Origin of the sequence: Paracoccus ravus, from assembly GCF_004522175.1 — a bacterium.
GTDB classification, from domain to species: Bacteria; Pseudomonadota; Alphaproteobacteria; order Rhodobacterales; family Rhodobacteraceae; genus Paracoccus; species Paracoccus ravus.
On the sequence record NZ_SDEB01000021.1, the window covers coordinates 1 to 13587 of the forward strand.

General features: G+C 63.1%; 14 protein-coding genes and 1 other RNA gene. 11 read left to right on the top strand and 4 right to left on the bottom strand.

Annotation, left to right across the window (positions count from 1 at the left end; genetic code table 11):
- A partial coding sequence (locus tag ESZ60_RS21085) for a transposase (RefSeq protein ID WP_483414163.1) occupies positions 1 to 216 on the bottom strand: 216 nt, incomplete at its 3' end.
- Between the two features lie 125 nt (positions 217 to 341).
- Positions 342 to 1328 carry a TerC family protein gene (locus ESZ60_RS15300; RefSeq protein WP_245155718.1) on the bottom strand — a complete coding sequence of 329 codons (987 nt, stop codon included), beginning with the start codon at positions 1326 to 1328 and terminating at the stop codon, positions 342 to 344.
- A gap of 258 nt (positions 1329 to 1586) precedes the next feature.
- Here ESZ60_RS15300 and ESZ60_RS15305 point away from each other — a divergent pair, with 258 nt between their 5' ends.
- The 8 genes from ESZ60_RS15305 (at position 1587) to ESZ60_RS15340 (ending at position 9139) form a co-directional block, all read left to right on the top strand.
- Positions 1587 to 2450 carry an ATPase gene (locus tag ESZ60_RS15305; protein ID WP_134681606.1) on the top strand — a complete coding sequence of 288 codons (864 nt, stop codon included), beginning with the start codon at positions 1587 to 1589 and terminating at the stop codon, positions 2448 to 2450.
- Positions 2450 to 3376, top strand: a complete 927-nt coding sequence (locus tag ESZ60_RS15310) for a homoserine O-succinyltransferase (RefSeq protein ID WP_134681607.1) — start codon at positions 2450 to 2452, stop codon at positions 3374 to 3376. Before ESZ60_RS15305 ends, ESZ60_RS15310 begins: the two co-directional genes overlap by 1 nt.
- 3 nt (positions 3377 to 3379) lie before the next feature.
- Positions 3380 to 4291 carry a polyphosphate kinase 2 gene (gene ppk2 / locus ESZ60_RS15315; protein ID WP_134681608.1) on the top strand — a complete coding sequence of 304 codons (912 nt, stop codon included), beginning with the start codon at positions 3380 to 3382 and terminating at the stop codon, positions 4289 to 4291.
- 2 nt (positions 4292 to 4293) lie between these two features.
- The gene (locus ESZ60_RS15320) at positions 4294 to 5196 is read left to right on the top strand and encodes a TPM domain-containing protein (protein ID WP_134681609.1); all 903 of its coding nucleotides are present in this window, start codon (positions 4294 to 4296) and stop codon (positions 5194 to 5196) included.
- A gap of 125 nt (positions 5197 to 5321) precedes the next feature.
- The gene (locus ESZ60_RS15325) at positions 5322 to 6371 is read left to right on the top strand and encodes an ABC transporter substrate-binding protein (protein WP_134681610.1); all 1050 of its coding nucleotides are present in this window, start codon (positions 5322 to 5324) and stop codon (positions 6369 to 6371) included.
- 71 nt (positions 6372 to 6442) lie between these two features.
- Positions 6443 to 6796, top strand: a transfer-messenger RNA (tmRNA) gene (gene ssrA, locus ESZ60_RS15330).
- A gap of 69 nt (positions 6797 to 6865) precedes the next feature.
- Positions 6866 to 8137, top strand: coding sequence for a glutamate-5-semialdehyde dehydrogenase (locus ESZ60_RS15335; RefSeq protein ID WP_134681611.1), 1272 nt, complete (start codon positions 6866 to 6868; stop codon positions 8135 to 8137).
- A 9-nt stretch (positions 8138 to 8146) separates the two neighbouring features.
- Complete coding sequence (locus tag ESZ60_RS15340) at positions 8147 to 9139, top strand: hypothetical protein (RefSeq protein WP_134681612.1); 993 nt, start codon at positions 8147 to 8149, stop codon at positions 9137 to 9139.
- Here ESZ60_RS15340 and ESZ60_RS15345 read toward each other — a convergent pair.
- Positions 9131 to 9787, bottom strand: a complete 657-nt coding sequence (locus tag ESZ60_RS15345; protein ID WP_134681613.1) for a histidine phosphotransferase family protein — start codon at positions 9785 to 9787, stop codon at positions 9131 to 9133. The genes ESZ60_RS15340 and ESZ60_RS15345 overlap by 9 nt on opposite strands.
- Positions 9788 to 9826: 39 nt before the next feature.
- Here ESZ60_RS15345 and ESZ60_RS15350 point away from each other — a divergent pair, with 39 nt between their 5' ends.
- The 3 genes from ESZ60_RS15350 (at position 9827) to olsA (ending at position 11779) form a co-directional block, all read left to right on the top strand.
- Positions 9827 to 10003 carry a DUF3553 domain-containing protein gene (locus ESZ60_RS15350; RefSeq protein ID WP_134681614.1) on the top strand — a complete coding sequence of 59 codons (177 nt, stop codon included), beginning with the start codon at positions 9827 to 9829 and terminating at the stop codon, positions 10001 to 10003.
- A gap of 142 nt (positions 10004 to 10145) precedes the next feature.
- Entirely contained in the window at positions 10146 to 10928 is a 783-nt protein-coding gene (olsB, locus tag ESZ60_RS15355; protein ID WP_134681615.1) for an L-ornithine N(alpha)-acyltransferase, read from the top strand.
- The gene (gene olsA / locus ESZ60_RS15360) at positions 10925 to 11779 is read left to right on the top strand and encodes a lyso-ornithine lipid O-acyltransferase (protein WP_134681616.1); all 855 of its coding nucleotides are present in this window, start codon (positions 10925 to 10927) and stop codon (positions 11777 to 11779) included. Before olsB ends, olsA begins: the two co-directional genes overlap by 4 nt.
- Before the next feature lie 18 nt (positions 11780 to 11797).
- Here the strand turns inward: olsA and ESZ60_RS15365 are convergent, their stop codons facing one another.
- Positions 11798 to 13576 carry an SLC13 family permease gene (locus ESZ60_RS15365; RefSeq protein ID WP_134681617.1) on the bottom strand — a complete coding sequence of 593 codons (1779 nt, stop codon included), beginning with the start codon at positions 13574 to 13576 and terminating at the stop codon, positions 11798 to 11800.
- Positions 13577 to 13587 lie beyond the last annotated feature (11 nt).

A 13587-nucleotide genomic window follows, 5' to 3' on the forward strand; every position in this document is an offset into this window, starting at 1 on the left:
CAATCCCATGACATAGCCAACGACAAGCATGCGGATCATGAGTTCCGGATCAATCGAGGGTCGGCCTGTATGGCTGTAAAAAGCCCGCATCTCATCGTGCAGATCAGCCAGGTCCAGAAACCGGTCGATGCCCCGGACGAGGTGAGCGGACGGAATATGCGTCTCAAGATCGAACGCGTAGAACAGTCGGGCATGAGCCTTCTGTCTTCCGACCATCGTGAACCCTCCCAATCCCCATAATCCAAGGGAATCAGAAGGCTTTGCACAATCAAGCGCAGAGTCTCTCAACAGCATCGGCCGGGAAATGTCCCGGCCCTTTGCGCGTTTCTGCCGCATCCGGCTTATTCTGCGGGCGATGCGTCCTGCCCGCGCGTGCGCCAGAGCGAATAGGCGACACCCGCGCCCAGGATCGCGAAGGTGATGCCCAGCGAGACGGCGGGCGGGAATTTCGCCAGGCCCATCAGATCCGCGATGAACACCTTCGAGCCGATGAAGACCAGCAACACGGCCAGCGCCTGCTTGAGATATTCAAAGCGGTGGATGATCGCCGCAAGCGCGAAGAACAGCGCCCGCAGGCCAAGGATCGCGAAGATGTTCGAGGTATAGACGATATAGGGGTCGGTGGTGATCGCAAAGACCGCCGGGACCGAGTCGACCGCGAAGATCACGTCAGCGATCTCGATCATCACCAGCGCCAGCAGCAAAGGCGTCGCATGGCGCACGATGCGGCCGGTGCGGCTGTCCTTCTGCTTCACGATGAAGGCATGGCCATGCAATTCGTCGGTCAGACGCATATGGCGGCGCAGGAAGTTCAGGACCGGGTTCGAGCCCATGTCATGCTCCTTGTCGCCCATGAACAGCATCTTGATGCCCGTCAGGATCAGGAAACCGGCGAAGATATAAAGCACCCAGCCATATTGGGCGACCAGCGTCGCGCCGACGCCGATCATCACGCCGCGCAGCACGATCACGCCCAGAATGCCCCAGAACAGCACGCGGTGCTGATAGGCGCGCGGGATCGACAGCGTGGTGAAAATCAGCGCGATGACAAAGACGTTGTCCATCGCCAGCGTCTTTTCGACGACGAAGGCCGTCATGTATTCAGCCGCCGAGGTCGCGCCCATCTGATACCAGATGAAGCCGCCGAAAAGCACGCCGAGCGAGATATAAAGGGCCGAAAGCTTCAGACTTTCGGCGACGCCGATCTCATGATCCTTGCGGTTCAAGACACCAAGGTCAAAGGCCAGCAGCGCGCCGACAAGGCCAAGGAAAAGCAGCCACAACCAAAGCGGCGTGCCCAGAAACAGGGTCAGGTAAAAAGGGTCCACAATCAGGCTCCACATCAGAAGGAATGCCGATGCGTCGCCGATGGAAGAAAGATCCGGGCGGGCACCGAGCAAGGCTCGATGCGGTCCGACATCACGACATTTGTCGCCAGAGGGGCCCGGTCCGCAGCCGGGAAATAGGGGGCTCGAAATCCACCTGCAAGAGGGCGCGCGAAAATTCCTGCGCTCAGATGGGCCGCCCGCCCCTTTTCTCGCCCGAAACATGGGACTAACTATCGCCCGACCAATGAGGAACGGCCCATGATCTACAAGACGAAAGCCGAATGGCTGAACGCACAGCGCAGGCGCGTGCTGTTTTTCGGCATGTCGGGACTGGGCAAGACCTATCTCGCGACCATGCTGCGCAATGCGGGCGACTGGTTCCATTACTCGGTCGATTACCGCATCGGCACGCGCTACATGGGCGAGCTGATCGCCGATAACTTCAAGCGCGAGGCGATGAAGGTCCCTTTCCTGCGCGAATTGCTGCTGTCGGATTCGGTCTATATCGCGTCGAACATCACCTTCGAGAACCTTGCGCCGCTTTCGACTTATCTGGGCAAGCCCGGCAGCGCATCGCGCGGCGGCCTCGATTTCGAGGAATATATGCGCCGGCAGGACCAGCATCGCACGGCCGAGATTTCCTCGCTGCTGGATACCGGCCATTTCATCCGCCGCGCCAAGGACATCTATAATATCCCGAATTTCGTCTGCGATTCCGGTGGATCGGTCTGCGAAGTGGTCGATCCCTTCGCCGAAACCGACCCGGTGCTGGATGCGCTGGACAAAGAATTACTGCTGGTCTGGATCAAGGGCTCGGACGCACATACGGCGGAACTGGTGCGCCGCTTCGACCGCGCGCCGAAGCCGATGTATTATCAGCCGCAATTTCTTGATCGCGCATGGACCGATTACCGGGTTGAAAAAGGGCTGACAGAGGAACAGGTCAATCCCGATGATTTCATCCGCTGGACCTATTCCCGCGCTCTGGCCCATCGCCAGCCCCGCTATCAGGCGATGGCCCGCCGCGGCGTGACGCTGCTCGCCGAGGAAGTCGCCGAGTTGAAATCGCCCGAGGACCTGATCCAGTTGATCGGCCTCGCCATCGACAGAAAGGACGCATAATGCCCATTACCCTGCCAAATGACCTGCCCGCCTTCGACATCCTGTCGGATGAGGGCGTCATGGTCATATCGCCGGGTCGGGCCGCGACCCAAGACATCCGTCCGCTGCGCATCGGGCTCTTGAACCTGATGCCGAAAAAGATCCAGACCGAGAACCAATTCGCCCGGCTGATCGGCGCAACGCCCTTGCAGATCGACTTCCAGCTGATCCGCATGTCGGACCATGAAAGCCGCAATACGGCGGCCGATCACATGCAGTCCTTTTATCGCCGCTTCTGCGAGGTCGAGGCGACGGGCGAGAAGTTCGACGGACTCATCATTACTGGCGCGCCAATCGAGCATCTGCCCTTCGAGGATGTGACCTATTGGGACGAATTGACCCGCGTCTTCGAATGGACCCAGAGCCATGTCCATTCCACCTTCGGCGTGTGCTGGGGCGGCATGGCGATGGCGTGGCATTTCAACCGGCTGGAAAAGCATAGCCTTGACCACAAGGCCTTCGGCTGCTTCCGCCACCGCAACCTTGCGCCCGCCAGCCCCTATCTGCGCGGATTCTCGGATGACGTTTTAGTCCCGGTCAGCCGCTGGACCGAGGTACGTCAGGACGAGGTCGACGCGATCCCGGCTTTGCGCACGCTGATCGCCTCGGAACAGGCCGGCCCCTGCCTGATCGAGGACCCGGACCGCCGCGCGCTCTATGTCTTCAACCATTTCGAATATGACAGCACGACGCTGAAGGACGAATATGACCGCGACGTGCTGGCCGGGAAACCGATCAACGTCCCGGTGAATTACTATCCCGATGACGACCCGGCGCAGGTGCCCATGAACCGCTGGCGCAGCCATGCCCATCTGCTTTACGGTAACTGGATCAACGAGATCTACCAGACGACCTATTACGACATGGAACGTATCGGGAAAGGGTAATTCGTGGCGAAGAAGTTCGAGAAGAAGGCATTGACGAAGGATCAGCCCGATCTTCCTTACGTCGGGGCGATCACCCGGTTCTTTGAGAATGACGCGCCCTCGGAAATTCGCAAGGCCATCAAAAAGGCCGGCAAGGATGACATCCTCAGCAAGAGCTATCCCTATCGCGAGGAAATGAGCGAGAAGGATTACGCGGCGCATATGGACGTGCTGCAATTGCAGCTCGTCCGCATGATGCGCGACGTGATCCAGACCGGAAAACGCGTCGTGGTTGTCTTCGAGGGCCGCGACGCTGCGGGCAAGGGCGGCACGATTGAGCGGGTGCGCGAGAACCTGAACCCGCGCTCGACCTATATCGTGGCTCTGCCCAAGCCCAGCGAGCGCGAATCCGGGCAATGGTATTTCCAGCGCTATGTCGATTGGCTGCCCGCGCGGGGCGAAATCGCGCTCTTCGACCGCAGCTGGTACAATCGCGGCGTGGTCGAGAAGGTCTTCGGCTTTTCCGACAAGAACCAGCGCGAGACCTTCTTCCGCCAGCTTCCCGCCTTCGAGGCCATGTTCGCCGATGACGGGATCATCCTCGTGAAGCTGTGGCTCAGCGTCGATCGCGCCGAGCAGTTGAAGCGATTCCTCGACCGCGAGAAAGACCCGCTGAAGCAATGGAAACTCAGTTCCATCGACGTGGACGGGCTGGCGAAATGGGACGACTATACCGACGCGATCCATGACACGCTGAAGCGCAGCCATACCAAGGTCGCGCCCTGGACGGTGATCCGCTCGGATGACAAGCGCCGGGCGCGGATCGCAGCGATCCAGACCATCCTGCATGCGGTGGATTTCCATGGCCGCGACGATGCGCTGATCGGCCAGCCCGATCCCAAGATCTGCGGCACTCCCGACATCTTGACGGATTGACCATGCGAGGGCTTTTCGTCCTGCTGCTGGGCCTTACGCTTTGGGCACAAATGGCGCTTGCGCAGGATCTGCCGAAGCCACGCTCGGTGACGGTGAATGATTTTGCCGAAGTGATCACCCCCGAGGATGAGGCCGCTATCGACCGCGCTTTGCAGGAGCTGCGGAACACCACCGGCATCGAGGGCACGGTGGTCACGCTCGAGGACCGAGCCCGCTATGGCGGCAGCGACGGGCTCGAACCCTTCGCGACTCGGCTTTTCAACCAATGGGGCGTGGGCGATGCGAGCCGCAATGACGGCTTCATGGTGCTGGTCCTCGCCCTCGACCGCGAGGCCCGCATTGAACTGGGCGCGGGCTATTCGCCCGAAGCCGACATCCGCGCCCAAGACATCATGCGCGGCACCATGCTGCCCGCCTTCCGCGAGAACCGCCTGTCGACAGGCACGCGCGACGGGACCGAAGCCGTCATCTCGCTGATCGCCCGCCCGCAAGCGCAAGGCTTGCCGCCCCCGAAGCCAAGAAACAACTGGGCCGATAAGGCGGTGAAATTCATGTTCTTCGGGGCTTTCACCGCGATTTTCGCCGCGATCGCCCGGCGGCATTGGCGTCGCCGTCATTGCCCGCAATGCGGCAAGGGCAAGCTGGTCGTTGAACGCGCGCCCCATCACGCCCCCCGACCCGAGGGCGGCTACATGATCGACGAAACCCAGATCACTCGCTCCTGCCCCAGTTGCGGCTGGTCCGAGACCCGAAGCAGCCCGATGCCGCAGCGCATCTGGTATGATCCGTCCGGCGAAGTACTGCGACGCGAGCGCAACCCGGCCTATCGCGCAGCCTCGCGCAGCGGCGGATCGGGCTTTGGCGGCGGCTCGTCGCGTGGCGGCGGCGCTTCCGGGCGCTGGTAGGGCTAACCTGCTAATTTATTTAGCAATGCCCCCGGAACGGGCAACGAAGCGGGCTTGCGATGCTTGCGGGCGGTTTGCCGGGCCGCTAGCGTCCGAAACATCACCACTCCACTCAAAGGTCACAGATGAAACTTCTGCGCTCCTCCGCCCTTGCTCTCGTCCTGACGGGCATGGCCGCTCCCGTCTTTGCCGCCGATTCCGAACTGACCGTCTTCGACTGGGCGGGCTTCGAGGAACCCTCGATCTTTCAGGGCTATGTCGAGAAATATGGCGACAGCCCGACCTATGCCTTTTACGGCGATGACGACGAGGCCTATCAAAAGCTCGCCTCGGGCTTCAAGGCGGACATCGCGCATCCCTGCTCGCAGATGATCTCGAAATATCGCGATGCCGGGCTGATCGAGCCTTGGGATGTTTCCAAGATCCCGAATTTCGAAAGCATCGACCCCAAGTTCCTGGCCAGCCCGATCTTCAAGGACGATCAGGGCGTCTGGTTCATCCCGACCGACTGGGGCGCGACCGCCATCGCCTATAATACAGAAACGGTCCCGGCCGAGGACGTTGCGAGCCTGAATGTCTTTACCGACGCGAAATACCAGGGCCGCACCTCGCTGCCCGATTCGGCCGATGACGTCTGGGCACTCGCCTATCTCGCAACCGGGGTGACGGACTGGACCAAGGTCACGGACGAGCAATTCGCCGCCGCCGCCGATTGGCTGCGCAAGGCGCATGTCAATGTCGCGGCTTATTGGGCTGATCCTTCCGAACAGGCCCAACTGATGGCTTCGGGTGCGGTGGACGTGGCCTGGTCGTGGAATGACGGCGTGGTGCTTCTGGAAAACGAGGGCTTTCCCATCGGCTTCCAACGTGCGCCAAAAGAGGGCTCGTCGAATTTCTTCTGCGGCTTCATCAATCTCAAGGACGGTCCCGGCAGCGAGGACAAGGCGCATGAATTCATGAATGCCTGGCTCGCGCCCGCCTCGGCCAAAGGGCTTCTGGACACGATCGGCTATGGCCATACCTCGACCGTCGCGATGGAAACGGTCAAGGACGAGCCGGCGGTCAAGAACGGCCTGTCCGAGGTCGATGCGCCGATCCTGAGCCAGACGCCGAACGATCCCGCGCAGCGTGAAAAGCAGCTGGCCGAATTCGAAAAGATCAAGGCAGGCTTCTGATCCGTCGAGCAGAAAGGGGGGCGACAGCCTCCCTTTTTCATTCCGCGGCAGATCGCGGACGGGAATATAGTGCCCTTGCGCATGGCCGTGGCCCTGCCTATATTCCGCCTGTTCGGGTTCGCCCGGACTATGGACATAAACGCGCAGGTAATAAGCGGATCGGACCCGGGGGCGGTACCCGGCGACTCCACCAAACTCCCTCGTTGGGGGCATCTGGGGTCGAAACAGGATCGACGAACGTCTAAAGCTGTTTGCTTTGTCTCGGTGAGCTACCACCGATATCGGTGCAAATTGTACAGTTGCCAACGACAACCGTGCTCCGGTCGCTCTGGCTGCGTAAGCAGCTCGGGTAACCGAAACTTAAGCCCTTGCGCCTAGCAGTGTAAGGCGGGGCCCGCAGGAGCCTGGCAACAGAATCCTGCACCTACCCCCTTTCCTTCTGGTTTTCCGCGCCTCCCCGGCCTATTCCATGGCCAAGCAAGGGGGATTGCGCGATGAAAGACCTGACCCAGACCGATGCCGATGTGCTGATCGCCCAGCTTGGGACCGCCGCGCGCGACGCCGCGCTGACCCTTGCCGAGGCCAGTTCCGAGCGCAAGCACGCGGCTCTGATCAGCGCCGCCGATGCGATCATCGCGTCTGAAGGCGCGATCCTTGATGCCAATACGCTGGACATGGATTTCGCCCGCGAAAAGGGCCTGTCCCCCGCCATGCTCGACCGCCTGCGCCTTGATGGCGCGCGCGTCCGGGCCATGGCCGAGGGGCTGCGCGCGGTCGCGGCGCAAGCCGATCCGGTCGGGCGGGTGCTGGCTGAATGGGACCGGCCGAACGGGCTGCATATCCAGCGCGTGGCGACGCCCTTGGGGGTGATTGGCGTGATCTATGAAAGCCGCCCGAATGTCACCGCCGATGCCGCGGCGCTGGCGCTCAAATCCGGCAATGCGGTGATCCTGCGGGGCGGTTCGGAAAGCCTGAACAGTTCCGAGGCGATCCATGCCGCGCTAATCACCGGCCTGCGTCAGGCTGGCCTGCCCGAGGCCGCGATCCAGCTTGTCCCGACCCGAGACCGCGAGGCCGTCGCCGCCATGCTGCGCGCGCAGGGCCTGATCGACGTCATCGTCCCCCGCGGCGGCAAGGGGTTGGTCGGGCTGGTGCAGAAGGAAGCCCGCGTTCCGGTCTTTGCCCATCTCGAGGGCATCTGCCATGTCTATGCCGATGGCGCCGCGGATCTGGACAAGGCCCGCCGGGTCGTCCTGAACGCCAAGACCCGCCGCACCGGCATTTGCGGCGCCGCGGAATGCCTGCTGATCGACCGCGCCTTTTACGCCCAACATGGCGCGGTGCTCATCCGCGATCTGCTGGAGGCCGGCATCGAGGTCCGTGCCGAGGGCGAGTTGTCGCAGATCCCCGGCACGGTGCCTGCGATGGATTCGGATTTCGGCCATGAATTCCTGGACAAGATCATCGCGGCACGGCTTGTCGACGGGGTCACGGGGGCGATCTCGCATATCCGCCGCCATGGCTCGGGCCATACGGAATCGATCCTGACCGAGGATGACGCCACAGCGCGGCGGTTCTTCAACGGGCTCGACAGCGCCATTCTGATGCACAATGCCTCGACCCAATTCGCCGATGGCGGCGAATTCGGCATGGGCGCGGAAATCGGCATCGCCACCGGCAAGATGCATGCCCGCGGCCCGGTCGGCGCCGAGCAATTGACCAGCTTCAAATATCTCGTGACCGGGGACGGAACGATCCGCGACTGAGGGGCGGGTTTGCGCGCGCCCCGCATCCTGCATGACGATGGCCGCCACAGGCTGACGCTGTTTCGCGGGCACGCCCCCTCGGCGCGTGCGGTTCTGTGCTTTGAGGCCGGGCGGGACGTGATGAAGGGCTTTGCCCCGAGCCATTGCCCGGGCTTTGCCGAAAGGCTGGGGATCGACGCGCTGACGGTTCAGACGGCGCGGCGTGACTGGTTCCTGTCGCCCGGCAGCAGGGCGCTTGCCGATGCCATGGCCGCCGCAACGGCTGATTATGCCGAAGTGACGGCGACGGGCTTTTCCATGGGCGGCTATGCGGTGCTTCTTTATTCCCGGGCGGCGCGGGTCTCGCGATGCCTTCTGGTCTCGCCGCAATATTCGATCGATCCGCGGATTGCACCCTATGATACCGCCCGTCACACCAAGTTCCGGCGCATGAACCATCCGATGCCCCGCCCCGAGGATTGGGGCGATACCGGGCTGCGGGGCGTCCTGCTTTATGATCCGACCATCCGGGCCGACCGCGCGCATGCGGAGCGCATCAAGGCCGCCTTCCCCCGCCTGCGCCTGCTGGGACTGCCCTATGGCGGGCATCCCTGCACCGGCGTCATTGCCGACGCGGGCAAGATCGGGCGGGTGTCCACCATGCTTGTCGAGGCGCGGATGCATCTGGGGGCGATCCGGCAGTTCCACCGCGAGGGGCGCGCGGCATCGCATCGCTATCGCCTGCACCTCGCCCGTGAGGCTCTGCCGCGCCATCCCGACCGCGCCGCCCCGGAATTGCTGCGCCTGGCGCAGGAAGGGCCGGACAGCATCCGCTTTGAAGCGGGCATGGCGCTTTTCGCGCATCAGCCGGACCTGGCCCTGGATCTTCTTTCGCGGCTGGTGGATGAGGCCCGAAACCCTCCCGAACATTGGGGCCGGAGGATTCGCGAGGCGCTGGCGCGCGCCCCCGACCAGCCGATCCCGGCGGGGTGGGACGCCGGTTCCGGCCAATCCTCAGAATGAAATCTCGCCGCCCTTCTCGTCCAGTTCCCAACTGATCGGACGTGCCTCGCGCGCCGAGAGCGTGGCGAAGACCGGAAAATGCACCTCGGAGGGAGAAGGGGCCGGCAATTCGCGTCCCGCCGCCGCATCGAGCCAGGACCAGAGCGCCGGATCCGGGCGCGTCCGGGCGGCCTCGGCGACCAGCCGCCATCCCACCGCGCCGCGGCAGACCAGGATGCTGCCGCCCCAAGGCAGCGCCGTTTCCAGACACATCAGGCCCAGCAGGATCATCCGCGCCTCGATGCGCGGCATGTCGCCTTCGGCGTCGATGCGGACCCTCAGCCGCCCACCCCGTTCCATATCGGCCAAGAGCGCGGCCATTTCGGTCAGGCTGCTGCGCTGCTCGGGGGCGACCGGGCCAAAGGCGATGCGGAACCAGCGCAGCCGCGCCCGAGACGCATCGACGCTGTCCGAGATCAAGGCCATTTCCGGGCTGTCCGGCCCGCTGCGCAGCCCTCCGGCCATCTGCAGCAGTTCAAGACCATTGCCGATCGCGCCGAGGGGCGAGATAAGGTCATGGCATAGCCGCGACGTGACGAGAGCCGCCAGCCGCTCGGGATCGCTCAGATCATGGGAAGTTGGGTTGCGCTTGGTTGTCAGGTCGTCCATCGGTATCTAGCCCTCGCGGTGCCGCTGAACAGGTGCGACATGAATGAGATCCTTGAGCCCGGAATGATCGTCCGCAATCCTGCCGCCCCGGAATGGGGTATAGGTCAGGTCCAGTCCCGCATCGGCGACCGCATCACGGTCAATTTCGCCAATGCCGGCAAGCAGGTCCTGAACGGACGCCATGTGGAGCTTGAATTGGTGACATTGCATTCCTAGCTCATGCAATGAAGGTTAATACAACTTTTAGTTGTGTCAATCCGGCAGTTCCGTTTGCCCAAACCCGGCGCGACGCTGTTGCAAAGGGGGGCCTGCCCGCCTAAGACGAATCGAAAAACAAGGATCAGGCAAAATCCCGACCATGACGCTTGAAAGCTCGTATCTGGTGACGCGGCTTGCCACCGAGGAACATGATCTCTTATCCGCGCAGCGCCTGCGCTACCGGGTCTTTGTCGAGGAACTCGGCGCGGATGGTCCGCTGGTCGATCACGACCGCCGGCTGGAATGCGATGAATTCGACACGGTCGTCGATCACCTCGTCCTGGTCGATACGCGCCGCCCGGTCGAAAGCCTCAATCACGTCGTCGGCGTCTATCGCCTGCTTCCCGGCGAAAGGGCCGAGGATTTCGGGCGCTTCTATTGCGACACGGAATATGATCTCGACCCGCTGAAACGCTCGGGTCGTTCGCTGCTGGAACTCGGCCGCTCCTGCGTCGATCCCGAGTATCGCGGCGGAAGCGGCATGTTCCTGCTGTGGAACGCCTTGGCGGAATATGTGCTCAATCGCGGGGTCGAGATCCTGTTCGGCGTTGCCTCGTTCCACGGGACAGATGCCGAGGCGCTGGCCCAGCCTTTGACCTGGCTACATCATCATCACCTCGCCGATCCCGGTATCCGCCCTGTCGCGCGATCCTGCGGTTATCAGCGCATGGATCTGGTCGGCGCGCAGGATCTGGACCGGCGGATCGCCGTCACCAGCATGCCGCCGCTGATCAAGGCCTATCTGCGCATCGGCGGCGCGATCGGCGAAGGTGCCTATCTGGACCATGATTTCAACACGACGGACGTGTTTCTTCTGGTCGATACTGCCGCCATGTCGGCCAAGCACCGCAAATTTTACGAAACCCGCTGGCAGGGCCAATGAGCGAAACCACCCCCGAAGCAGGCACGAGATCCTCGCATGCCTGGCATGGCGAGATGCCCGCCCCGGAACATGCGCGCCCCGGCCCCCTGGGCTGGGTGCTGGTCGGCACAAGGGGGCTGGGCATCATCTCTGTCCTGCTGACCGGCGTCGTGCTGATCCTGCCGCTGCGGGGCGCGGAAAGGCTGCTGACCGGTCCGCGCCGTCCGCTCAGCGGCCGGCTTGTGCAGGGCGTCTGCCGGGCCTCGCTCTGGATCATGGGCCTGAAATGGAAACGCGAGGGCCGGGCGATGCGTGGCCCCGGCGCGGTGGTGGCGAACCATGCGGGCTGGCTCGACATTCTGGTGATGAATGCCGCGATGCCGGTATTCTTCGTGTCCAAGGCCGAGGTCGCGGGCTGGCCCGGGATCAATATCCTGACCCGGGTCACCGATACGCATTTCGTCACCCGCGATCCGAAACTTGCCCGCGCCCAGGCCGAGGAATTCGCCGCCCGAACCCGTGCCGGGCACCGGCTTCTGTTCTTTCCGGAAGGGACCAGCACCGACGGGCTGCGTGTCCTTCCCTTCAAGGCGACGCTGTTTCAGGGATTTCTGGCACCGGAAATGCCCGATGACCTGGCCATCCAGCCGATGACCGCGATCTATCAGGCACCCTCGGGCCGCGATCCGCGTTTCTATGGCTGGTTCGCGAATATGGGGCTGGGACCGCATCTGCTGTCGATCCTTGCCCAGCCCCGGCAGGGCCGGGTCACGGTGCGGCTTCATGACCCGATCCCGGTCGCGGGCGAGACCCGCAAGACGCTTTGCGCCAAGGCCGAAACCGCCGTGCGCGGCGGTTTCCTGCGCGACTGAGCCAGCGGACTGACCGCCTCAGAGCGGCCAGAGGAAGGGGATGGTGATGCAGGCGACGATGCCCGTGATGATGTCCAAGGGCACGCCCACTCTGATGAAATCACCGAATTTATAGCCGCCCGGGCCATAGACCATCATATGCGTCTGATAGCCGATGGGCGTGGCGAAGGCGACCGTGGCCGAGAACATGACCGCGACGACATAGGGGCGCGGATCATGGCCCAGGTTTTGCGCCAGCGCGATCGCGATCGGCGTCAGCAACACGGCGACGGCATTGTTCGAAAGCACCTCGGTCATGAACAGGCCAAGGAAATAGACGCAGATCAGCGTCAGGAATGGCGGCATCCCGCGCAGGAAGGGGGCCACGAAATCCACGATCAGATTAACCGTTCCGGTATGTTCCAGCGCCTCGCCCACCGCCAGCATGGCAAAGATCATGGCGAGCAGCCGCCCATCGACAAAGGAAAAGGCCTCTTCTGCATCGACGCAGCGCGTGACCAGGACCACCGCCGCCGCCACGAAGGCCAGCGCCTGGATCGGTGCGAGGTCCAGCGTCGCGAGCACCACCACCGAAAGCAGCGCCAGAATGGCGATCGGCGCGCGATCCCGGCGATAGGCCCGGTCCGCCGGGCGCGAGACATCGACCAGTTCCATATCGGCGGCAAGGCGCGCGATATCCTCGGGCGCGCCCTCGAGCAGCAGCGTGTCACCGACCCGCACCACCAGATCGTCAAGCTGCCGGCCGATATTCTGGCTGCGGCGATGCGCGGCCAGCACATAGACGCCATAGCGGCGGCGCAGCCGCATGTCGCCCAGCCGCCGCCCGATCAGACGCGCGCCGGGCGAGATCAGGACCTCGACCGTCTCGGTTTCGACCGAACTCAGCTTGTCGACCATTTGCAGGTTCTTGTTGCCCTGCATCTCCAGAAGGTTCGACATCTCGGTCCGCAGGACGACGCGGTCCCCCGGTTCCAGAACGACCTCGGTCAGGTTGCGCCGCAGCGAAGCGTCTCCGCGCAGCACATCGACCAGCCGGACGGCCTCGCGCTTGAACATCGCGACCTCGGTGACATTCTGGCCGACCAGCGCCGAATCCTCGGGGATCGCGACTTCGGTGAAATATTTCATCGCCCGCTTGCTGCCGAGAAACCCCGCGAGCGAGGTCCGGTCCGGCAGCAGTTTCCGCCCGAGCAGCATGAAATAGAGGATCCCGGCCACCGTCACCGCCAGCCCGACCGGCGCGATCTCGAAAATCGTGAAATGCGGCAATCCCGCTTCGCGCGCCACGCCATCGACCAGAAGGTTGGTCGAGGTCCCGATCAGCGAGAGCATCCCCCCCATAATCGTGAAATAGCTCAATGGCATCAGAAGCTTGGATGGTGCGACCCCGATGCGCAGTGCAAGCTGGATAAAGATCGGGATCATCACCGCCACGACCGGGGTATTGTTCATGATGGCCGAGGCAACGATCACGAATGCGAACAAGGCGCCGACGGTGCGCTTGGGCTTGTCCACGGCATGGGCCGATACGGCGCGCGACATCATTTCCAGCGCACCGGTCCTGAGCAGCCCGCCCATGATCAGGAACATGAAGGCGATGGTCCAGGGCGCACCATTCGACAACACGCTGGCCGCGTCCTTCACCGGCAGAAGCCCCAGCAACATCATTGTCGCGGCCGATCCGATGGCCACGACCTCGGGCGGATGCTTTTCCCGGATGAACTGAATGAAGGTAAGAGCGACGATGACCAGCATCGCGATCGCCGCATTGGTTCCGGTCAGTTCGAAGCCGAGCATCACGTCCCTGT